The following is a 20,658-nucleotide window of genomic DNA, read 5'->3' as shown; positions in this document are numbered from 1 at the left end:
AAGCGCTGCGGCGGTTGCTACCATCCGGGCATGACAACAGCGACGCCGGATAGCGGCTTCTTGGACGGCCAGTTTCTAATCGCGATGCCGACGATGGGCGACAAGCGGTTCGAAAGGACGGTCATCTATCTCTGCGCGCACTCTGATCAGGGCGCGATGGGGATCGTCATCAACAAGCTCGCGCCTGAAATCAATTTCCGCGATCTCCTTGCCCAGCTCGAAATCGGGCATGAAGAGGACGTGGTGGTGGGAGATCCGCGCCATCTCGACGAGATCCGCGTGCATCGCGGCGGTCCCGTCGAAACGGGCCGCGGCTTCGTCCTGCATTCCTGCGATTTTTTCCTCGAAGAAGCGACGCTGCCGATTTCCGACGAAGTCTGCCTGACCGCGACGCTCGATGTGCTGCGGGCAATTGCAGACGGAGAGGGGCCTGCCGAGGCGCTTCTGGCGCTTGGCTATGCAGGCTGGGCGCCGGGACAGCTCGAGCTCGAGATCCAGGCGAATGGCTGGCTGAACGGCCCCGCCGACAGGGCGATCCTCTTCGATGCCGATCTGGAGACGAAATACGATCGCGCTTTGTCGAAGATCGGCGTTGCCCAGGACCGGCTGTCGTCCCTCTCAGGCCACGCCTGATCTCTTTTTAAGCGGAACGCGCCAGCGATTGCTCCGGCTGCTGATTGCGGCGTGCCATCTGGTTTGCCATCTGCGACGACATCGGTCGTCCGTAGAGATATCCCTGCACGTATTCGCAACCGAGCTGCATGAGCTCCAGCGTATCGGATTCCGTCTCCGCCCCCTCCGCCACGACATCCATGCCGAGATCGTGGGCGAGCGTGATGATCGAACGCAGAATGACGGGGCGCGCCGTGGAGCCGTTGTTGGCGACGAAGGACCGGTCGACCTTGATGGTGTCAAAGGGAAAGCGCTGCAGATAGGAGAGCGCCGAATAGCCTGTGCCGAAATCGTCGAGGGCCAGGCTGGCGCCGAGATTGCGGATTTCCTCAAGCATCTTGGCGGCGAATTCGGGGTTCTGCATCACCAGCGATTCGGTGATTTCGAGCTTCAGCGTTTCCGGCGCGACGCCGCTTCGTGCGAGCACCGCCTTGACGTCGTTGATGAGGTCGTAGCGCAGGAGCTGCTGACTTGAGACGTTGACGGAGACGAAAAGCGGCGGACCTTCGCGCAGGACTGTCTGCCAGAGAGCCAGATCGCGCGCTGCGCGCTCCAGCGTGAAGAGACCGAGCTGGACGATGAGACCGCTTTCTTCCGCGACCGGAATGAATTCGCTCGGTGGCACCGAGCCGCGGCGCGGATGCTCCCAGCGCACCAAGGCTTCAAAGCCGGCGATCGTGTTGTCGGAAAGCCGGATGATCGGCTGATAGACGAGCTCGATCTCGCCGCCTTCGAGGGCCGCGGCAAGGTCGGACTGCAGATCGTCGCTGTCGCGCCTCACGATTTCGCCCGGCCGGTAAAGGGAGGTGCGGTCGCCGCCCTGGCGCTTGGCATGGAAGCTTGCCGTCTCGGCATCCTTCAGAGTTTCGGCGGTCGCTGCGCCCTTCGTGGCGATCGCCACGCCGGCCGAGGCGGTGACGCGAATGTCCTGATCGCCGATCGGGATCGCCGCGCGCACGGCGATGCGCAGGGAATCGGCGAATTCCTGCACCACATCCACTTCGCCCGGCGCCCCGAGCAGGATTGCGAAACCGTCGCCGCCGATACGGGCGAGCGTGTCGGCCGGCGACAAAAGCCGGGAGAGGCGGCGGGCGATGGCGAGAAGCACCGAATCGCCGACGGAAATGCCGTTCTCGTCGTTGATGCGCTGGAAGCCGTCGAGGTCGAGATAGATGACCGACGGCATGACTGTTGCCGCGGCTTCCGCGCGCAGGAGCGCCTGTTCGAGCCGGTCGAGGAACAATTGCCGGTTGGGCAGGCCGGTGAGGTTGTCGAAGATCGCGTCGTGCAGGAGACGGTCCTCGGCGGTGCGCGATTCCGTGACGTCCGCCAGCGTGCCGGAACAGCGCATCACCTCGCCGTCGGCACCGACGATCGGGCGTGCCTTGAGATGGAACCACAGGAAACGTCCGTCTGCGGCGCGCATGCGGAAGATCTGGTTGATGCGGCCGCGGCGCTGCACGATCACGGCGTCGAGCACGGCGCGGAAGCGGTCGCGATCGGTCGGATGCAGCGTGCCGAGCCAGTTGCGCGCCGGCCCTTCGAGAGCCCCGCGCTTCAACCCGAGCACGGTTTCGATCTCATGGCCGATCTCGATGCGATCCCGCGCCACGTCCCAGTCCCAGATGGCGTGCCCGGCGCCGACGAGGGCCAACGCCTTCTGCTCCGCATCGCTGACGATGCCCTGGGCAAGGCCGCCGCCGGCAAAGGCGTGCTGCATGATGGTGAAGGCGACCAGCATGACGAGGAGAACAAGGCCGCCGGCAAGGGCGGGCTGGATCGACGGATTGTCGATGCGTCCCGAAACGGCGAGCCAGGCCATGGCAAGCCAGAAGACGAGGATCGTCCAGGACGGCACCAGCATGATGGCGCGGTCGAAGCCTCGGAAGGCCAGATAGACGATGACGGCGAGCCCGAGCATCACAGTGATCGGCAGCGAGATGCGGGCAATGCCGGCGGCCGTCGTCGGATCGATGAGGATGATGCCGAAGAGGGCCGTCAGAACGACGAGCCAGATGCCGGTGAGATGCGCGTAGCGAATGTGCCAGCGGTGCAGGTGCAGATAGGTCGCGAGGAAGACCGTCAGCGCCAAAGACAGGAGCACTTCCGTGGCCGCGCGCCAGGCCTGCAGCGCTTCCGGCCCGAGCCCGAAAACCTTGCCGATGATGCCGAAATCGATGGCGATATAGCCGAAGACGGCCCAGGCCAGGATCGCCGATGCGGGGAACATCGCTGTGCCGCGAACGACGAAGAGGACGGTGAGGAAGAGCGCAAGCAGCGCCGAAATGCCGAGAACGATGCCGCGGTAGAGCGTGAAGGAATTGACGCTCTCCTCATAGGCTTCCGGCTGCCAGAGATGCAGTTCCGTGAGTTTGGGCGAGGAGAGCTGCGCGATGTACGTGACGATGGCGCCTGGATCGAGCGTGATGCGGAAGACATCGGAGCCCGGCTCGTCGAGATGTTCCGGTGCGAAACCTTCCGACGGCGTGACGGCGACGATCCGCACCGAGCCGAGGTCGGGGGTCAGAACACCGGAGCCGACCAGCCGGTAATGCGGGGCGACGAGGAGGCGGTCGATCTGCTCGTCGGAGGTGTTGGCGAGCGCGAAGACGACCCAGTCGGAGCTGCCGCCGTCGTTTTGTGCCCGCACCTCGATGCGGCGGACGATGCCGTCGGCGCCGGCCGCGGTCGAAACCTGCAAGCGGTCCGTATCGCTGGAATAACGTTCGACCGCGTCGGTGAGATCGAGGGTTGCGGCTCCGAGCGGCACCTCGATGGCTTCAAGCGCCGCAGCTGGCCGCACGAGCACGAAAAAGGCCGCCAGGACGAGCAGAATCCTCAGTGGGAAAGGCGATACGCGCAAGCCCTCAAGCCTCATCTTTTCCGGCAAATCGACGTCATCGTCTAACCCTCGTCTGGCTTGCACACAACCTTTGGCCGACAAGGGGTGGTGTTCATCCCCGGCCGGATCAGTCCTCGGCGAGCCGTGCAAAGCGGATATGGTCCTGCCAGCGCCCGGCGATACACACGAGACCGCGGGCAAGACCTTCTCTCTGGAAGCCGCATCTTTCCAGAAGCGTGATCGACGCCCGGTTGTGCGGCAGGCAGGCTGCCTCGAGCCGGTGCAGACGCAGCGGACCGAAAGCGTAGGGAATAATCGCCCGCAAAGCGGCGCTCATATGGCCTTGGCCCGCAAAAGGTTCGCCCATCCAATATCCGATCGTCGCCGACTGGGTCATGCCGCGCGTGACGTTGGACAGGGTGAGGCCGCCGACGAGGACGTTCCCCGACATCCGGAAGATGAAGAAGGGATAGGCCAGATCGTCCCGGATCTCGTTGCGGTATCGCCGGATGCGCCGCCGAAACGACATGCGCGTGAGATCGTCGGAAGGCCAGATCGGCTCCCATGGCGCCAGGAAGGCGCGGCTTTCTTCCCGCAAAGCCGCCCATTCCGCGAAGTCGGCGAATTGTGGCGCACGCAACAACACGCCCTCACCGGTGAGGCTCGGCCCGACTTCGGCGGATGAGACGGAGCGCAGGAACGCCATGGTCGTCGGCCGTTACACCATGCTGCCGCGCAGACGCTTGGTCATGCTCCCGGCATCGGGAAGGTTGCCGACCGGTCCGATCGCAGCGAGCGTCAGCGGCGAGGCCAGCGCATCCTTCGCCATCTCGGCAATGTCGTTCGAGGTGACGCTTTCGAGATCGGCGAGAAGCTCGTCGAGGGCGAGCGGGCGACCGAGGATCATGATCTGGCGGGCGAGCTGCCCGGCACGGGCCGCCGGGCTTTCGAGCGCCATCAGGAGGCCCGCCTTGATCTGGGCGCGACCGCGGGAGATCTCCTCCTCGTTCACGCCGTCGGTGATCCTCAAAAGCTCGTCGAGAATGAGGGCCGAGGCCGCCTTGACGTCCCCCTTCGAGGTGGCGCTGTGAATGCCGAGGACGCCGCTGTCGGCGAAAGCCCAGTGAAAGGCCGAGATCGAATAGCACAAGCCTTCTTCCTCGCGCACACGCTGGAAGAGCCTGGAGGCCATGCCGTCGCCGAGGATGGTGCCGAGCATGCGCGCCGCGAAATAGCGGTCGGAACGCCGCGACGGGGCTTCGAAGCCGAAAATGATCTGCGCTTCCTGCAGACGCCGCTTTTGCCGATGGTCGCCGCCGAGATAGCGCGCCGGCGCAAGCTCGCCGTTGCCGTTCTTTTCGACGTCGCCGAACTTCTCTTTGGCGAGCGCCACCACCTCGTCGTGTTCGATGCCACCGGCGGCCGCAAGAACCAAGGCGTCGCCGCGGTAATGACGGGCGAGATAGGCTTTGAGGTCGTCCGGGGTGATCCGCGTGATCGAGGCTTCCTCACCGAGGATGGTGCGTCCGATTGGTTGATCGGGATAGGCCGCGGCCTGGAAGTAATCGAAGACGAGATCGTCGGGCGTATCCATCACCGCGCCGATCTCCTGCAGGATGACGTGACGCTCGCGCGCCAGTTCCACAGGATCGAAGGTGGAATGGATGACGATGTCGGAGAGGACGTCGATGGCGAGCGGCAGATCCTCGTTGAGCACCCGGGCGTAATAGGCCGTGTGATCGATCGACGTCGCGGCGTTGATCTCCCCGCCGACGGCTTCGATCGCCTCGGCGATGTCGCGTGCGCTCCGCCGCGTCGTCCCCTTGAAGGCCATATGCTCCAGAAGGTGCGAGATGCCGTGCTCGGCCTCGCTTTCCGAGCGTGTGCCGGCATTGACCCAAACGCCGATCGCGGCCGTCTTGAGATGCGGCATGGTTTCGGTGACGACCGTGAGGCCGTTTTCAAGTTTGCTGAGCTGCATGATTATAACGCCTCGACCTGCGCGGCGCGCGAGCGAGATCGTATCTGTCGTTCCACCGCTTCCAATTCTGCCGGCACCACCGTGAAGTGCTCCTTACGCTCCATCAGGCCGGCGAGCCGCTCCGGCAACGCCGGGCGAATGCCGCTGGCCTTTTCCACCGCATCGGGAAATTTCGCCGGATGGGCGGTGGCGAGCGTCACCATCGGTGAGGACGGCCGCAGATGGCGCTCGGCGACGCTGACGGCGACCGCCGTGTGCGGGTCGATGACGAGCCCGGTTTGGGCGTGGACCCGGCGAATGGTGGCCGCCGTTTCCGCTTCGTCGGTCCGTCCTGACGCAAAATCCGTCTTGATGGCGCTCAGACTTTTCTCCTCCAGCGTGAACGAGCCGGATTGCTTCAAGCCATTCATATGCCGCCGTGTTGCCGTGTCGTCGCGCCCTTCGGCGGCGAAGAGAAGACGCTCGAAATTCGAGGAGACCTGAATGTCCATCGACGGGGATGCCGTCGGCACCACGTCGCCCACTTCATAGCGGCCGCTTTCGAGCGTGCGGTGCAGGATGTCGTTGACGTTGGTCGCGATGACAAGCTTGTCGATCGGCAGGCCCATTTGCGCGGCGACGTAGCCTGCAAAAATATTGCCGAAATTGCCGGTCGGCACAGTGAAAGAGACTTTTCGGGCCGGCGCGCCGAGCGCCGTGGCGGCGACGAAATAGTAGACGGTCTGGGCGGCGATGCGGCCCCAGTTGATGGAATTGACGCCCGACAACGACACCTCTTCGCGGAAGCCCTTGTCGGCGAACATGGCTTTGACGAGGGCCTGGGCATCGTCGAAATGGCCCTTGATGGCGATCGCCTGAACGTTGTCCTCCGACAGGGTCGTCATCTGCCGTCGCTGCACCTCAGAAACGCGCCCTTCGGGGAAGAGAACGGCGACATCGACGCGGGCGCGTCCGCGAAAAGCCTCGACTGCCGCGCCGCCGGTATCGCCCGAGGTGGCGCCGACGACGGTCGCGCGCTCACCACGTTCGGCCAGGATATCGTCCATCAGGGCGGCGAGAAACTGCATCGCCACGTCCTTGAAGGCGAGGGTGGGGCCGTGGAAGAGCTCCAGAAGGAAATGGTTGGGCGCGATCTGCACGAGCGGCGTGACCGCCGGGTGCGGAAAACTGCGATAGGCGTCCGCGATGAGAGACTTGAGCTTGGCCTCGCCGATCTCGTCGCCGACGAAACGACGCATGACGGCAAGGGCGATCTCCTGATAGGGGCGCCCCGCGAAGGCTGCGATCTCTGAGGGGGAGAAGGCCGGCCATTCTTCCGGCACGTAGAGGCCGCCATCAGAGGCGAGCCCGGTCAAAACGACGTCACGAAAGCCCAGAGCCGGAGCCTGGCCGCGCGTGGATACATAACGCAAAAGCGTCTCCTCGTTTCCCGACCGAAGTCGGGCACATCATCTCGAACGGCCTTTTTGAGCCATCAAGCCCTTTGCCGCAAGCAGCCGGTGCCCTAAAGCCTCAGGGCATGCTAGTTATATTCGATTGCGACGGCGTCCTGGTCGATTCTGAGATCATCGCCTCGCGCGTCACGGCCCGCCTTCTCGGCGAAGCCGGGATGGAAATCACCCCCGAAGAGGTTTCGCTGCGTTTCGCAGGCCTGACCGCAGATCAGATCTTCGCCGAGGCGGAGGCTGAGCTCGGTAAGAACCTGCCCGACACCATCCGGGCACGTTCGGAAAGTGAACTCGACAACGCCCTGGAGACGGAACTGCAAATGGTCCCGGGGGCGCACGAAATGCTCGACCGGCTCGATGCCGCGCGCTGCATCTGCTCCAATTCGACGTCTGAACGCCTGGAGATGGAGCTTCGCCGCACCGAGCTCTATGACCGCTTTCGCCCGTACATCTATTCGGCGGTCGAGGTGCGCCAGCACCGGCAGAAGCCGGCCCCGGACGTGTTTTTGCACGCAGCCGAGGAGTTCAGCGTCGAACCGGCGGACGTGCTCGTCATCGAGGATTCGGTCCATGGCGTCAGCGGAGCGGTCGCCGCCGGCATGCGCGTGATCGGTTTCACCGGCGCGTCCCACACCTGGCCGGGTCATGCCGAAGCGCTGATGGATGCGGGTGCGACGACGGTCGTCAACCGGCTCCGCGATGTGCCGGCGACGGTTGAAGCGCTCGCAGATTGGAGCCTCGTTTAAGGGCTCTCACATCCGGAGTGTCGTAGTGGCGCAGCCCCTCGTTCTGACGCTGAAACTCGATGATGCCACGTTCGCGCGGCTCGATGCGTTGCGGCGTGCGCATTATCCGCCGGAGCGCAATCAGGTTCCCGCGCATCTGACGCTGTTTCACGCTCTGCCGGGCGAGCGCAAGAGCCTTCTGCGTCCAGTGCTCGAGGAGGCAGCACGGCGACAGCGGAAGATCCCGCTCGCCTTCAAAGGGGTGAAATCCCTCGGCGGCGGCGTTGCGCTTGCCGTCGAAGCGCCGGCCTTGTCGGCGCTGCGGCGCGATCTCGCCGATGAATTTGCGCCCTTCCTGACGGCTCAGGACAGTGCCGGCTTCCGCCCGCATGTCACTCTGCAGAACAAGGTCACGACGGCGGAGGCGGAAACCTTGCGCCGCGAGTTGAACATTGCGCTGCGGCCCTTCGAAGGTCGCGGCGAGGGGCTCATCCTGTGGCGCTATCTCGGCGGGCCGTGGCAGCGCGAGGCCATCTTTCCGTTTCGAGGTTAGGTCGGGCTCCGGCCGGAAACGGGCGATGCGAAAAGCCCCCGGCCAAAGACCGGGGGCAGGATCATTCGTCAGCGTTTGCGGCGATCAGTTGTATGGGCTGTCGCAGCGATGCTTCCGTCCGTCATAGCCCGTATACGTATCCGTCCGCGGATTGTAGGAGCGATAGTGATCGTTGCACCAGGCGACGTGCGAACGCGCATTGGCGTTGCCGCTATTGCCCATCTTGCTGCCGATAATGGCGCCGACAGCGGCAGCAGCCCACCACGGCGTCGAGTAGTAATAGCCGTCATGGTAATGGGTGTAGCCGGGGCGGCGGTGCCGGTAGCGCGGGCCGTGCCGGCGTTTGTCCCAATGGCGCCGGTCGTGGCGCCGATCGACGCGGTGATGCCGCCTGTCGCGCCGGTCCCAACGGTGGTCGCGGCGATCCCACTGCACTTGCTGGATCTGGCTTGAACTCTGATCGGCGATGACGAGGCTCGGAAGCGCCGGCGCCGCGGTCGCGATTGGCGCGGCCGTGAGCGCAAACGTTGCCGCAACGATCGCGCATGTCGCGCGAAGGCTCCTCTTAAACATCCAATTTCTCCTGGCTTATGGGAAAGCCCCCTTCGCGAGCGGAAATCTCGATGTCTGTGAATTTGTTCCTTCGCCGCCGTCATTTTTGCAGGCAAGTCAGGCAGATGCCAGAGTTTGCGCGATTTTGGAAACGAGGCCGGCCCTAAACCTCGCGGCGGGTTCGTTCCGGGTCATGAGCCCGGTGTAGCTCCCAAAGCCGCGCCTATTCTGACGCGATGATCACCTCGGCCTCGGCTTTGGCCTTCTCGCTCGGCTCCACATGAATGGCGATGTGGATGTCGCCGAGCCTGTGCCGGAGCCCATCTTCGATCGCATCGCAGATCTTATGCGCTTCAGCGACCGTCATGGCGCGCGGAACGACGAGATGAAACTCCAGGAACGTCCGCTGGCCGGCGACGCGTGTGCGCAGGTCATGGGCCTGCAGCGAGCCCGCCCCGTGTTCCTGGATGAGCTCCTGGATTTCGGCGCGGATCTCGGCAGGAGCGGCTTCGTCCATGAGGCCGCCGACGGAACCGCGGACGAGATGCCAGCCCGACCACAAGACATTGATCGCGACCAGCGCGGCGAGAAGCGGATCGAGAATGAGATAGCCGGTGAGGCCAGCCGCCAGCACGCCGCCGATGACGCCGACGGAGGTCGCCACATCGGCGAACAGGTGCTTCGCATCCGCGATGAGGGCAGGGGAGCGGAAATGGCGGCCCTGGCGCAAAAGATGCGCCGCCCAGGCGGCGTTGAGGACGCCGGCGAGAGCGTTGACGGCAAGTCCGATCCCGAGATCGTCGAGGACGCGAGGACCGAAAAGAGCCTGCCACGCCTCATTCAGAATGACGAGAGCTGCGCCGATGATGAGGATGCCTTCGGCGACGGCTGAAAAGTACTCCGCCTTATGGTGCCCGAAAGGGTGTCCCGCATCGGGTGGGCGCGCGGCCTGCCGCAGCGCGATGAAGGCTCCGGCGGCTGCGGCGAGGTTTACCAGGCTCTCGAGCGCATCGGAAAAGAGGGCGACGGAGCCCGTCAGCTTCCAGGCGAGAAGCTTCAGCGCAATCCCGGCCAATGCGACGACAATGGAGCCGAGCGCATAGGTCGCCGGTGCAGCCTTCGGCGCAGTCTGCGGCGATGTGTTTGGCACTGCTCGAACCTATTGCCGGCGAAGGCGCTCAAGTAGGGCGCGCGTCGGATAGCCGTCCGCGGGGAGGCCGAAGGCAAGCTGGGCCGCACGCACGCCTGCGCGCGTCTTCTGGCCGAGCCGCCCGTCCGGCGGCCCCGCGTCATAGCCCAGGCGATTGAGACGCGTCTGCACTTCGAGGAGCTCCTTTGAGGACAGCATGGCGGCCGGATTTCCCCGCCGCATCGGCGGTGCTCCGGCGAGGCGCGTGGCGAAATAGGCGGCCGCCAGCGAATAATTCGAGGAATTGTTCCATTCCCAGAAAATGTCGAAGTTGCGATAGGCGAGAAATGCCGGCCCGTCACGCCCCATCGGCAAAACAAGGGCTGCATCCACACGATCTGCGGGCAGGCGATCGCCACCACGGCGCCTCACCCCGTCTCGCGCCCATTCTGAACGGCTGCGGTAACGGCCCCGTCCCGCCTCGTCCCAGGGGACGTTCGGGCCGACCTCCACCTCCTCGAGCCAGGGTGCGTTGGCGCGCCAGCCGAGATGGCGCAGAAACTTCGCCGCCGAGGCGAGCGCGTCGGGCACACTCTTGACGAGATCGCGGCGTCCGTCGCCGTCATAATCGACGCCGAACTTCAGATAGTTCGAGGGCGTGAATTGCACCTGTCCGATCTCGCCCGCCCACGCTCCGCGCATTTCCTCCGGCGTCAGGTCGCCGCGTTCCAGAAGCACGAGGGCTGCGAAGAGTTCTTCACGAAAAAGCTCCGAACGCCGGCAATCATAGGCGAGGGTGGCGAGCGAACGGAGCGAGGAGAACTCCCCCATATAGCCGCCGAAATCCGTCTCAAGGCCCCAGAAGGCTGCAAGCACAGGGCCCTGCACACCGAAATCGCGTTCGATCGCCGCGAAGGTCGAGGCATAGCGGTCGAGCATGGCGCGCCCGCGCGACAGACGGTTCTGCGAGATGAGGCGGTCGGCGAAATCCGTGAAACTCAAAGAAAGGCTCGGCTGACCGCGGTCGCGTGACAGGACTTTGCTGTCGGGGCTCAGCCCCTGGAGCTGCGCAAGGCTTCGCCGCGTCAGCCCCTTCCTGGCGCCTTCCGCGGCGAAGTCCGCGAGCCAGGCGTCAAAACTCTGTCCGTTTCGGCAGGAGGTGTCGGCTGCGCTCTCTTCGGCAGAGAAAACGAGGCAGAGACAGATCAGGAGCGCCAGCGGGAGGACCCGACGCGGTGCGCGGCCGCCGCGGGCGGCTGTGAGGATCGAAAGATTTCGCATGGCGCGATGAGATCATGTCCCTTGTGAAACGGAAACCCCTTCCTGCGGGCAACCGTAAGGCCACCGACGCGTTCCCATTCCACGAACCGTGCGGCAGGCGCTGCCGCTCGCCTGAACAAGGAGAATGCTATGCCGAACGCTCTTTCCCGCAGCTACGCCGAACTCCGCGATACGCTCGGAAAACTCCAGGACAATCTCGAAGAGCGAGGACGTTCGGTCGCCGATACGGGCCATGACGTCACGCGCCGAGCGCGCCGTGCCAATCCGTGGCGACGCCCCGAACCGAATTGGTATGATCGACCCGCGCAATGGTATCATCACGGCACCGATTACGTGCGGGAGCGCCCGGGCGTTGCCGGGCTCGTCGCAGCCGGCGCGGCGCTCGTCCTCGTCGGCGGTGCGATCTACGCCGCGCGCCGCACGAGCCTTTACATCGAAGAGCCCGATTACGACGTCGTCGATCGCAAGAGCGAGTTCGAGGTTCGTGAATACGGCAAGCAGGTGGTAGCGGAGGCCCACGCCACGGGGCGCCGCGACCAGGCCTTGAAGGCCGGCTTCCACAAGCTCGCCGATTACATTTTCGCCCGCCAGCGGCCGGGTAAGAAGATCGCCATGACCGCCCCCGTCGTGCAGGCGCCGGTGGTCGGCGAGAATGGCCGGCGGCGCGGCTGGGCCGTGCGCTTCATCATGCCGGCGAAATGGAATTTGGCGGATCTGCCGAAGCCGGCGCAGGACGATGTGGTCTTGAAGGAGATGTCCCCGCGTCGCGTGGCCGCCGTCAGGTTCTCCGGCCAGATGAACGACCGTCTGGCGCTGGAGAATCTGGAGGCCCTTCGCCTCTTCATCGAAGATCACGGTTTGAAGGCGATCGGCGAGCCGATTTACGCCTATTACAATCCGCCGATGACCCCGGGCTTCATGCGCCGCAACGAGATCATGGTGGAGGTCAGCGAGGCGTGAGGACGGACCTCTCCCGAGGGGCTCGCAGCGAGCCCCCGTCCGTGAAACGAGCGGGGTCCGGCAAGGCCGGGCCCGCTTTGATCTTGGGGGCGGCGCTTTTGGGTCTCGGCCTCGGCGCCTATGCGATCGAGCGCATCATCCCGCGGCGTCCGATGCTGCGCGGGCGCGTGATTTACCGCGACGGCGATTATGAAATTCGCGACTATCCGGCTTTTCACGCCTTGGAGATGTCTCTCTACGGTGGTCGCGAAGACGCGCTTCAGCGAGCCTTCGAACGTCTGAGCGCGGTGGATGGAGACGGGCAGGGGCGGGCCGCGCTTCTCGATCCCGTGATGCAATCCCTGCGTTCAAACGGAGCCGATGGGGACGGTGCCGATTTCGCCCATGGGCGCTGGTCCGTCCGTCTGCCTCTCATTGCGGCACGGGGAGCTGATTGTGGCTTCGAAAGCGCCGATCCGCGCCTGCGGCTCATCTCGGTGCCGGCGCAGCGCGTCGCCGTTCTTCGTTTCTCTTCGACGGAGCCCGCTGCCTTCGGCATCAATCGCGTGATGCTGGAAGATTTTGTGGAGGATGAAGGACTTGAAGCCGAGGGGGCGGTTTTCTACGCCTATTACGGGCTTTCTCATGCCCTTCCTTTCGGCCGTCAGCACGAGGTCATTCTCCCCATTTCCACCTGAGCCGGGGGCACATTGCCCCGAAATCCGGATTCGTGAGCCTTGTCCGAAGCTTAAGCCCGTCCGGAAATCTCCCCATCCGTTCCGCATTGTCGCCCAACTTCTCCGCGAAGCGCGTCTCCGGGAAGAGAGCGGGGCTTTGACCCCGCCCATGCGGCAAAGGGAAAATGATGGGATATATCGGGCGCGCCTTCGAAGGCGCGGCACGGGGTGCGGCTGCGCTTCTGTTTGGTGCAACGCTGCTCGCCGCGGGCCATGCGCATGCGGCGGAGATTTACGAGGGCCAGTTGCCTCAACCGAGGCCGGTTTCGGTGGGCCCTGCGGGCAAGCATGCGGATGCGTCGGAGATGCCGTCAAAGGCGGCGAGCGAATGTCTGGCCAAGGCGCTCTATTTCGAAGCGCGTGGCGAGACCGCCAAGGGACAGCTCGCGGTGGGGCGTGTGATCCTCAACCGGGTCAAGGACCAGCATTATCCCGACACGATCTGTGGCGTGGTCTTTCAGAACGCCGAGAAGCGAAATCGCTGCCAGTTCTCTTTCGCCTGTGACGGCAAGCCCGATCTTGTCGCCGACAAGGAGAGCTGGCGCGAGGTCCGGCGTCGCGCCAAATGGTTGTTGGCGTGCAGGAAGGGCTGCGGCTCCAAGGGCCTCTGGAAAGGGCCTCTCTGGCAGTCCACGCACTATCACGCCGATTACGTGGCGCCCGGCTGGGCGAACCGGCTGAAGCAGACCGGCCAGATCGGCACGCATCTGTTCTATCTGGAGGCGCGTGCCTGAGGCGCGATCAGGGGTAGAGCCGTTGCTTCTGCCAGCCGTTGTCGTGCGGGGTGAACCGAACCCGGTCGTGCAGACGGAAAGCGCCATTATTCCAGAACTCGATCTGGACGGGCACCAGCCGAAAGCCGCTCCAGAAGGGCGGCCGCGGCACCTTGCCGGTGCCGAAGCGGGCGGTCTCGGTCGCCACGGCCTTTTCCAGTGCGAAGCGGCTTTCGAGAGGGCGCGACTGGCGGCTTGCCCAGGCACCGATCCGGCTCATTCGGGGCCGGCTGTCATAATAGGCGTCGGCCTCTTCGTCGGACACGGCCTCGACATTGCCGCGGATGCGGATTTGACGGGCGAGCGACTTCCAGTGGAAACACATCGCCGCCTTGGGATTGGCCGCGAGCTGTTCGCCCTTGCGGCTTTCAAGGTTGGTGTAGAACACGAAACCGCGCTCGTCCCAGCTCTTCAGAAGCACCATGCGCACATCCGGCAGCCCCGTCTCGTCGGCGGTTGCCACGGCGACGGCATTGGGATCGCTCGGCTCCGAAGCGGTCGCCTCGCGCATCCAATCTCCGAAGAGGGAAAAGGGATCACCGTAGGCGGTAAAGTCACCGCTTGTTAACTCTGAGGGGGCATCTTTTCGCGGAAGAGTCATTTTGGTGTCGGTTAATCAGTGTCGCGTATCAGCCCCTACCACGGTGAAGGCCCGCTCCTCCAGAAGCAAACGGTGCTGGCTGCCTTGCTTTCGGTCAGTCTCGCAGGATGCGGCTCCATTACGATACCCTTCGGCGGTCGCGCCGATGAAAGCCCAGCGATCACCACCGGTTCGATCGGACCTGCCGTCGTCGTGCAGGAGCCGCTGCCGGAGGCGTTGTCTTATTCCGATGCCGCACGAATCGGCCAGACGGCCGGGATCGCCGGCATCGACACCCTGCCGAAGGACGGCATCGACTGGATCAACGAGGTCACCGGTTCGGCCGGCAAGGTGCGGCCGCTGTCGCATATCCAGCAAAACGCCACCCGCACCTGTCGCGACATCGAAGCCACGGTGACGAGCGTCGGCGGGGTCCACCGATTCGGCGGCACATTGTGCAAGGACCAGACAAGCGGCGTCGTGCAAATGGAGGCTCTCGCGACCGAGCCGAGTTAGGCGTGCGGGCGACAGTGGCATTTTCAACGTGCCGTTCCCATATTTTGGCCGTACGTTATGCCAAATCGGGAAAGGAGATCCATGCGCGACCCCTATGATGTCTTGGGTCTGTCACGCACGGCGAGCGCCGCCGAGATCAAGCGCGCCTACCGCAAGCTGGCGAAGGCCAACCATCCGGACCACAACGCTGGCGATCCGACGTCGGCCGAGAGGTTCGCCGAGGTCAATGCCGCTTACGAGATCCTAGGGGACCAGGACAAGCGTGAGAAGTTCGACCGCGGCGAGATCGATGCCGAGGGCAAGCCTCGCTTTGCCGGCTTCGAGGGTTTTGCCGGCGGTGGTGCGCAAAATGCTGACTTCGACCCACGCAGTTTTTCCGATATCTTTTCAAGCTTCGGCCGGGGCGGCGGCGGCGGACGTGCGCGCAGCTTCCGGTTTTCCAGCGGAGGCCGCGGGCCTCGCGCCACGCATACGGGCGGGATGGATGAGGAAGACGTGCTGAATTCCATCTTCGGCGCCTTCGGTGGTGCGCAGGGGGCCGGCCCCCAGGCTGGCGCGGGACGGCGGGCAGGCGCTTCGGCGCAGCCGCCGAAAGGCACCGACCTGAAGGCTGAAGTCGCTGTGACGCTGGAAGACCTTGTGGCCGGGAAGAAGCCCACCGTGACGCTGCCCGACGGGCGCGACGTGGCGCTGACCTTGCCGAAAGGCGTGAAGGACGGTCAGGTGATCCGCCTCCGCGGCCAGGGCTATGCCTCTCCGCAGGGCGGGCCTACGGGCGATGCGCGGATCACCGTGCGTTTCGTGCCGCATCCGCGCTTCAAGGTGGACGGCTCAGATCTCAGGACGGACGTCGCCGTTTCGCTGGAGGATGCCGTCCTCGGCGGCAAGGCGACGGTTCCGACTATCGAAGGCAATGTGAGCCTGACTGTGCCGCCGCACACCAGCGGCGGGCGGGTGATGCGGCTCAAAGGCAAAGGCCTTCCGACGTCAACGGGCGGCCGTGGCGATCTTCTCGTCTCCCTCCGCATCACACTGCCGGAGACGCATGATGCGGAGTTGGAAGCGTTGATGAAGAAGTGGCGCGCGACCAAGGCGGAGCGCAAAGCCTCCGCCTGAGTCCTCTTCACGGGATCATCTGAGAGACTCAGCCGACCGGCTTCAGAGAGGCCGGCGGCTGGCTGTCAGCCGGCAGGAAGAAATCCGGCTGCAGAGCCACCGTCGGATCGACCCGGTATTGATCGAAGTCGCTGACGCCTTCTCCGGCCAGAAACGTGTCGTCGATCAGGAAATTCCCGGTGAAGTCACGTGACGGCTTCTGGAAGATGCGCCAGGCCGCGTCCGCCAGGATGTCCGGCTTGCGGGAGGCGCGCATCATCGCGTCTCCTCCGACGACGTTCTTGATAGCCGCCGTGGCGATGGTGGTGCGCGGCCACAGCGCGTTGACCGCGATCCCCTTCGGACGGAATTCGCCGGCAAAGCCCAGAACGCAAAGGCTCATGCCGTATTTCGCCAGCGAATAGGCGACATGCGGTGCGAACCATTTCTCGGTGATGTCGAGCGGCGGCGACAGCATGAGAACGTGCGGGTTCTCCGACTTTTCAAGGTAGGGCAGCGCCGTCTTGGTGACGAGGAAGCTGCCGCGCGTATTGACCTGATGCATCAGGTCGAAGCGGCGCATCTCGGTGTCGGGCGTCTTCGTCAGCTGGATGGCGGAGGCGTTGTTGACGACGATGTCGATGCCGCCGAAGGTCTCGGCCGTCTTCGCCACCGCCTCCTTGACGGCCGCCTCCTCGCGGATGTCGACTTCGAGCGGCAGCGCCTTCCCGCCGGCCTTTTCGATGGCCTCGGCGGCCGTGAAGATCGTGCCTTCGAGTTTCGGATGCGGGCGTGCCGTTTTGGCGGCGACGGCCACATTGGCACCATCGGCCGCGGCCTTGAGGGCGATGGCGAGGCCGATGCCGCGCGAGGCCCCGGTGATGAACAGCGTCTTGCCGGAAAGGCTCATGAGCAGCCGCCTTCGGTCGAAAAAATCCTGGGCATTCGTTTCTCCCTGAAGCTCTTATGAATTGAGAAAAGCGGCGAAGGCGGCCTGCGCCTCCGCGCTTTGCAGCCGCTCCGAAAAGAGAGCGGCCTCCTTGTCGATGCGCGCCATGACGTCCTCGCCATTGCCGCGCAGAAGCCGCCTGGAGGCGAGCATCGCCTGCCGGGGCTTGGCGGCGAGACGGGCTGCTGCCGCAAGAGCCGCCTCTTCGGCGGCACCGTCCGGCACCGTGCGGTTGACGAGACCGGCGATCGCCGCGTCCTCGGCGCTGAAAGATGCCCCCATGACCAGGAGCTCGAAAGCCTTCTGATGACCCATGACGCGCGGTGCGAGCAGGCTCGACGCGGCCTCCGGCACCAGTGCGAGATCAACGAAGGGCGTGCGAAACGTGCTCGGCTCCGACGCGACGACGTAGTCGCAATGCATGAGGAGCGTCGTGCCGATGCCGACGGCGAGGCCGTCGACGCCGGCAATCAGCGGCCGGTCGCTGACGGCAAGCTCTTTCAGAAAATTGAGGATGTCTTCCGCGATCCCCTGACCGCCCGACACGCGCACGAGATCGGCGATGTCGTTGCCGGCGCAGAACGTGCCCGGCTGGCCGAGAAACACGCAGGCCGCGATCTCCTCGTTTTCGGCCGCACCGCGCAGCGCCTTTACCATCTCGTGGTACATGGCGGTCGTCAGCGCGTTCTTCTTCTGCGGCCGGTTGAGCCGAATGATGCGGATGAGACCGTCGCCCTCCGTCGGGCGGTCTTCGATGACGATGTCGCTCATAAATCCTTCCTGCTTCGCCCTGCCGGGCCGGATGTCATTGAGGGGGCTCGTTTCACTGGAAGCTCGCAAGCGTTTCCGCCGGCACCTGGAGAACCGACTGGCCGCCTTCCTTGATCTCCGCCAGCAGCGCCTCGGTCTGCGGACAGAGCCGTTCGCAGAAGCTGCGCGCCGTGGCGATCCTGAGCCGGTCCGCCTCGCTTTCGGTCGGATCGGAGGAGATCGCACCCTGCGCGAGATAGGCGCCGCCGGCCGTCAGGCCGAAGAGCCTGAGATAGGGAGTGGCACCGCACAAGGCGCCTTCCATCCGGCCTTCGGCCATCTCCTGGAGGAGATATTCGCCCGCCGCGCGGCAATGCGCGATCGAGGCGGCCACCCGCTCGCCGATCTTTCCCATCTCGTCGCGGTTTGACGCACGCGCGGCCTCGGCGATCGCGGAGAGTTCCTCAAGATAGGCACGCACGCAGGCGCCGTCCGATTGCGGCAGCTTGCGCGTCAGGAGATCGATCGCCTGGATGCCGTTGGTGCCCTCGTAGATCGGGAAGATGCGAGCATCGCGCAGATGCTGGGCCGCTCCCGTCTCCTCGATATAGCCCATGCCGCCATAGACCTGGATGCCCATGGAGGCGACGTCGACGCCGCAATCGGTGGAAAACGCCTTTGCAATTGGCGTGAGGAGAGACGCGCGCTCGTTCCAGAAGCGCCTGCCATCGCCGTTCGTCTCCGGCCCGGGTGCACCGGCTTCCGCCAGATCGATCGCATGTGCACAGGCATAGCAGATCGCGCGGCTCGCCTGGGTGAGCCCGCGCATGGCGAGGAGCGTGCGGCGGATGTCCGGGTGCTCGACGATGGGGCTCATCTCGCCGTCTTTCGGCGCGTGGGGGGCGCGCCCCTGACGGCGCTCCAACGCATAGGCGGTCGCCTCCTGAAGTGCGCGTTCAGCGACGCCCACGCCCTGGATGCCGACCATGAGACGGGCGTTGTTCATCATCGTGAACATGCAGGCGAGGCCGCGGTTCTCCTCGCCGATGAGATAGCCGACGGCTCCCGGCTCGTCGCCGTAATGGCCGTCGCCGTAGAGCATCGTGCAGGTCGGAGAAGCATTGATGCCGAGCTTGTGCTCGATCCCGGCGCAGAAGACGTCGTTGCGCGCGCCGAGCGAGCCGTCCTCGTTGACGAGATATTTCGGCACCAGGAAGAGAGAGATGCCCTTGGTGCCTGCGGGTGCGTCCGGAAGGCGGGCCAGCACGGTGTGGACGATATTGCCGGCCATATCGTGCTCGCCATAGGTGATGAAGATCTTCTGCCCGAAGAGGCGGTAGGTGCCGTCGTCGCGCCGTTCCGCGCGGCAGCGGAGCGCTCCGAGATCGGAGCCGGCCTGGGGCTCCGTCAGGTTCATCGTGCCGGTCCACTCGCCGGAGACGAGCTTTGCGAGATAGCGCTTTTTGATCTCTTCGGTGGCGTGCAGCTTGAGGGCTTCGACCGCGCCGACGGTCAAAGTCGGGCCGAGCGCGAAGGCCGCACAGGCGGAGTTCCAGATGTCGAAGGCGGCGACCGCGAGCGACACCGGCAGATCCTGCCCGCCGAATTCCTCCGGTCCCGACAGCGCGTTCCAGCCGGCCTCGCACCAGGCGGAATAGGTCTTCGCCCAGCCTTCCGGCAATGTCACGCCGCCGTCGTCGTAGGTCGACGCACGCTGATCGCCGATCTTATTGAGGGGCGCGATCTCGTCGGAAGCGAAACGGCCCGCCTCCTCCAGAATGGCGTCCAGAAGGTCGCCGCTCAGCTCGCCCAGATGGCCGGCCTCGATGGCCGGCGACAGGCCGATGACATGCTTGAGCGTAAAGGCGATCTCGGCAACGGGTGCGCGATACATCAGGCTCCTCCCTGGGGCATTTGTCGGTTTCCCCCTGAACTCGTCTCGTTTGGCTCGACCAATTTTAAAGCTTCGACACGGCGCTGACTTGACGGAGCAGGCAGCGCGCGCGATCCAAATCGGCAGCACCGCCTTATGTGCCGTTGACGTAAGCTGCAATCAAGCGATGGAGTGGAATGTACGCCAAAAGACTGCTCTGGCAGGAAACCGGCAACGACGAGCTTCTTGCCGAGGCAGCGGACATTCTGCGGGCTGGCGGTCTCGTCGCGATTCCGACGGAAACCGTCTACGGGCTGGCGGCGGACGCCACCAATGGCGAGGCAGTGGCGCGGATCTTCGAAGCCAAGGGCAGGCCGCGCTTCAACCCGTTGATCGCGCATGTGGCCGATACCGCGATGGCGGGCCGCTGCGGCGAACTGAAGGGCGATGCGCTCCGTCTGGCGGCGCATTTCTGGCCGGGGCCGCTGACGCTGGTTGTGCCGCTGGCCGTTCCGTCTGGCGGGCCGCTTGCGGGCGAGCCCGTCGTGCATCCGCTGGTGACGGCGGGGCAGAAGAATATTGCTTTGCGGCGCCCGATAGGGCCGACGGCCGAACTCATTGCCCACTTCGGGCGGCCGCTCGCGGCGCCGAGCGCCAATCGCTCTGGGCAATTGAGCCCGACGAGTGCCGACCATGTTCTGGAACAGCTTGGCGATCGAATCGATGCCGTCATCGATGCCGGACCGTGCACGGTAGGGTTGGAATCGACCATCGTTGCAATCAGCGACGAAGGGCCGCGGCTTCTGCGTCCCGGCGGTTTGGCTGCGGAGGCGATCGAAGAGCTTCTCGATCGCAGATTGCGGCGTCTCGCACCCGGCGCGCATGTGGAAGCGCCTGGAATGCTGGCGAGCCATTATGCCCCGCGGGCCGCTCTGCGGTTGAATGCGACGCGCGTCGAAGCCGGCGAGGCGCTGCTCGCTTTCGGGGAAAAGCCCCCGGAAAACGCCGCTGTGGCCGTCGTGAGCCGGAATTTGAGCGTCACCGGCGACCTCGTCGAAGCGGCTTCCAGGCTTTTCTCCGACCTTCATGCGCTCGATGAAAGCGGGGCCGCGGTGATCGCTGTCGCGCCGATCCCCTCGCACGGTCTCGGCGAGGCGATCGCCGACCGTCTGCGCCGCGCGGCGGCGCCACGGCCTGGTCCCGCCTCTTCCGGTTGAGCGGGCGTCATCCAAAATGCTCGTTGCGTCCGATGCAACCTTGGCG

The 20,658-nt window shown here is 64.9% G+C and carries 20 protein-coding genes; 9 read left to right on the top strand and 11 right to left on the bottom strand.

Annotated elements, in window-relative coordinates; genetic code table 11:
• Window positions 1–30: 30 nt before the first annotated feature.
• A complete protein-coding gene (locus NYQ83_RS07145) occupies window positions 31–633 on the top strand; it encodes a YqgE/AlgH family protein (protein ID WP_128292355.1) in 603 nt (200 codons plus the stop codon).
• Window positions 634–640: 7 nt separating this feature from the next.
• Here the strand turns inward: NYQ83_RS07145 and NYQ83_RS07140 are convergent, their stop codons facing one another.
• From NYQ83_RS07140 to thrC, 4 genes are all read right to left on the bottom strand, one after another.
• Window positions 641–3,535, bottom strand: a complete 2,895-nt coding sequence (locus NYQ83_RS07140; protein WP_261213584.1) for an EAL domain-containing protein — start codon at window positions 3,533–3,535, stop codon at window positions 641–643.
• A 106-nt stretch (window positions 3,536–3,641) separates the two neighbouring features.
• A complete protein-coding gene (locus tag NYQ83_RS07135; protein ID WP_128292357.1) occupies window positions 3,642–4,220 on the bottom strand; it encodes a GNAT family N-acetyltransferase in 579 nt (192 codons plus the stop codon).
• A gap of 12 nt (window positions 4,221–4,232) precedes the next feature.
• On the bottom strand, window positions 4,233–5,495 hold the full coding sequence (locus tag NYQ83_RS07130) for a M16 family metallopeptidase (RefSeq protein WP_246008469.1): 1,263 nt from the start codon (window positions 5,493–5,495) through the stop codon (window positions 4,233–4,235).
• Between the two features lie 2 nt (window positions 5,496–5,497).
• Window positions 5,498–6,907 carry a threonine synthase gene (thrC, locus tag NYQ83_RS07125; RefSeq protein ID WP_261213583.1) on the bottom strand — a complete coding sequence of 470 codons (1,410 nt, stop codon included), beginning with the start codon at window positions 6,905–6,907 and terminating at the stop codon, window positions 5,498–5,500.
• Between the two features lie 107 nt (window positions 6,908–7,014).
• Here thrC and NYQ83_RS07120 point away from each other — a divergent pair, with 107 nt between their 5' ends.
• Both NYQ83_RS07120 and NYQ83_RS07115 read left to right on the top strand, forming a co-directional pair.
• Window positions 7,015–7,689 (top strand): HAD family hydrolase, encoded by a 675-nt coding sequence (locus NYQ83_RS07120; RefSeq protein WP_128292360.1) that lies wholly within the window; start codon window positions 7,015–7,017, stop codon window positions 7,687–7,689.
• Window positions 7,690–7,714: 25 nt separating this feature from the next.
• On the top strand, window positions 7,715–8,221 hold the full coding sequence (locus NYQ83_RS07115) for a 2'-5' RNA ligase family protein (RefSeq protein ID WP_246008470.1): 507 nt from the start codon (window positions 7,715–7,717) through the stop codon (window positions 8,219–8,221).
• An 84-nt stretch (window positions 8,222–8,305) separates the two neighbouring features.
• On the opposite strand, the gene NYQ83_RS07110 is transcribed toward NYQ83_RS07115, so the two are convergent.
• The 3 genes from NYQ83_RS07110 to NYQ83_RS07100 form a co-directional block, all read right to left on the bottom strand.
• A complete protein-coding gene (locus tag NYQ83_RS07110; protein ID WP_261213582.1) occupies window positions 8,306–8,794 on the bottom strand; it encodes a BA14K family protein in 489 nt (162 codons plus the stop codon).
• 202 nt (window positions 8,795–8,996) lie between these two features.
• Window positions 8,997–9,923: a cation diffusion facilitator family transporter gene (locus NYQ83_RS07105; protein ID WP_128292363.1), complete on the bottom strand. Its 927-nt coding sequence runs from the start codon at window positions 9,921–9,923 to the stop codon at window positions 8,997–8,999.
• Between the two features lie 9 nt (window positions 9,924–9,932).
• Complete coding sequence (locus NYQ83_RS07100) at window positions 9,933–11,183, bottom strand: lytic murein transglycosylase (RefSeq protein ID WP_261213580.1); 1,251 nt, start codon at window positions 11,181–11,183, stop codon at window positions 9,933–9,935.
• A gap of 129 nt (window positions 11,184–11,312) precedes the next feature.
• On the opposite strand from NYQ83_RS07100, the gene NYQ83_RS07095 reads away from it, so the two are divergent.
• The 3 genes from NYQ83_RS07095 (at window position 11,313) to NYQ83_RS07085 (ending at window position 13,593) form a co-directional block, all read left to right on the top strand.
• Window positions 11,313–12,143: an SOUL family heme-binding protein gene (locus NYQ83_RS07095; protein ID WP_261213579.1), complete on the top strand. Its 831-nt coding sequence runs from the start codon at window positions 11,313–11,315 to the stop codon at window positions 12,141–12,143.
• Between the two features lie 41 nt (window positions 12,144–12,184).
• Window positions 12,185–12,820 (top strand): heme-binding protein, encoded by a 636-nt coding sequence (locus NYQ83_RS07090; RefSeq protein WP_261213578.1) that lies wholly within the window; start codon window positions 12,185–12,187, stop codon window positions 12,818–12,820.
• A gap of 164 nt (window positions 12,821–12,984) precedes the next feature.
• Window positions 12,985–13,593 carry a cell wall hydrolase gene (locus NYQ83_RS07085; protein WP_261213577.1) on the top strand — a complete coding sequence of 203 codons (609 nt, stop codon included), beginning with the start codon at window positions 12,985–12,987 and terminating at the stop codon, window positions 13,591–13,593.
• Window positions 13,594–13,600: 7 nt separating this feature from the next.
• Here NYQ83_RS07085 and pdxH read toward each other — a convergent pair whose 3' ends face one another.
• Window positions 13,601–14,233, bottom strand: coding sequence for a pyridoxamine 5'-phosphate oxidase (gene pdxH / locus NYQ83_RS07080; protein WP_261213576.1), 633 nt, complete (start codon window positions 14,231–14,233; stop codon window positions 13,601–13,603).
• 72 nt (window positions 14,234–14,305) lie between these two features.
• On the opposite strand from pdxH, the gene NYQ83_RS07075 reads away from it, so the two are divergent.
• Window positions 14,306–14,728: an RT0821/Lpp0805 family surface protein gene (locus NYQ83_RS07075; RefSeq protein WP_164879635.1), complete on the top strand. Its 423-nt coding sequence runs from the start codon at window positions 14,306–14,308 to the stop codon at window positions 14,726–14,728.
• Between the two features lie 81 nt (window positions 14,729–14,809).
• Window positions 14,810–15,844, top strand: a complete 1,035-nt coding sequence (locus NYQ83_RS07070) for a DnaJ C-terminal domain-containing protein (RefSeq protein WP_261213574.1) — start codon at window positions 14,810–14,812, stop codon at window positions 15,842–15,844.
• Window positions 15,845–15,872: 28 nt separating this feature from the next.
• On the opposite strand, the gene NYQ83_RS07065 is transcribed toward NYQ83_RS07070, so the two are convergent.
• The 3 genes from NYQ83_RS07065 to NYQ83_RS07055 are packed head-to-tail and all read right to left on the bottom strand — an operon-like array spanning window position 15,873 to window position 19,416.
• On the bottom strand, window positions 15,873–16,733 hold the full coding sequence (locus tag NYQ83_RS07065) for an SDR family oxidoreductase (RefSeq protein WP_128292371.1): 861 nt from the start codon (window positions 16,731–16,733) through the stop codon (window positions 15,873–15,875).
• A 54-nt stretch (window positions 16,734–16,787) separates the two neighbouring features.
• Window positions 16,788–17,543 carry a crotonase/enoyl-CoA hydratase family protein gene (locus tag NYQ83_RS07060; RefSeq protein ID WP_261213572.1) on the bottom strand — a complete coding sequence of 252 codons (756 nt, stop codon included), beginning with the start codon at window positions 17,541–17,543 and terminating at the stop codon, window positions 16,788–16,790.
• Between the two features lie 52 nt (window positions 17,544–17,595).
• Window positions 17,596–19,416 (bottom strand): acyl-CoA dehydrogenase, encoded by a 1,821-nt coding sequence (locus tag NYQ83_RS07055; RefSeq protein ID WP_261213571.1) that lies wholly within the window; start codon window positions 19,414–19,416, stop codon window positions 17,596–17,598.
• Between the two features lie 176 nt (window positions 19,417–19,592).
• Between NYQ83_RS07055 and NYQ83_RS07050 the strand changes: the two genes are divergently transcribed.
• Window positions 19,593–20,612: an L-threonylcarbamoyladenylate synthase gene (locus NYQ83_RS07050; protein WP_261213569.1), complete on the top strand. Its 1,020-nt coding sequence runs from the start codon at window positions 19,593–19,595 to the stop codon at window positions 20,610–20,612.
• The last annotated feature ends 46 nt before the right edge of the window (window positions 20,613–20,658 follow it).

Source organism: Afifella sp. JA880, from assembly GCF_025379905.1.
GTDB classification, from domain to species: Bacteria; Pseudomonadota; Alphaproteobacteria; order Rhizobiales; family Afifellaceae; genus Afifella; species Afifella aestuarii.
The sequence above is the reverse complement of the archived record's forward strand: the minus strand, read 5'-3'. Positions and strand labels throughout refer to the sequence as shown.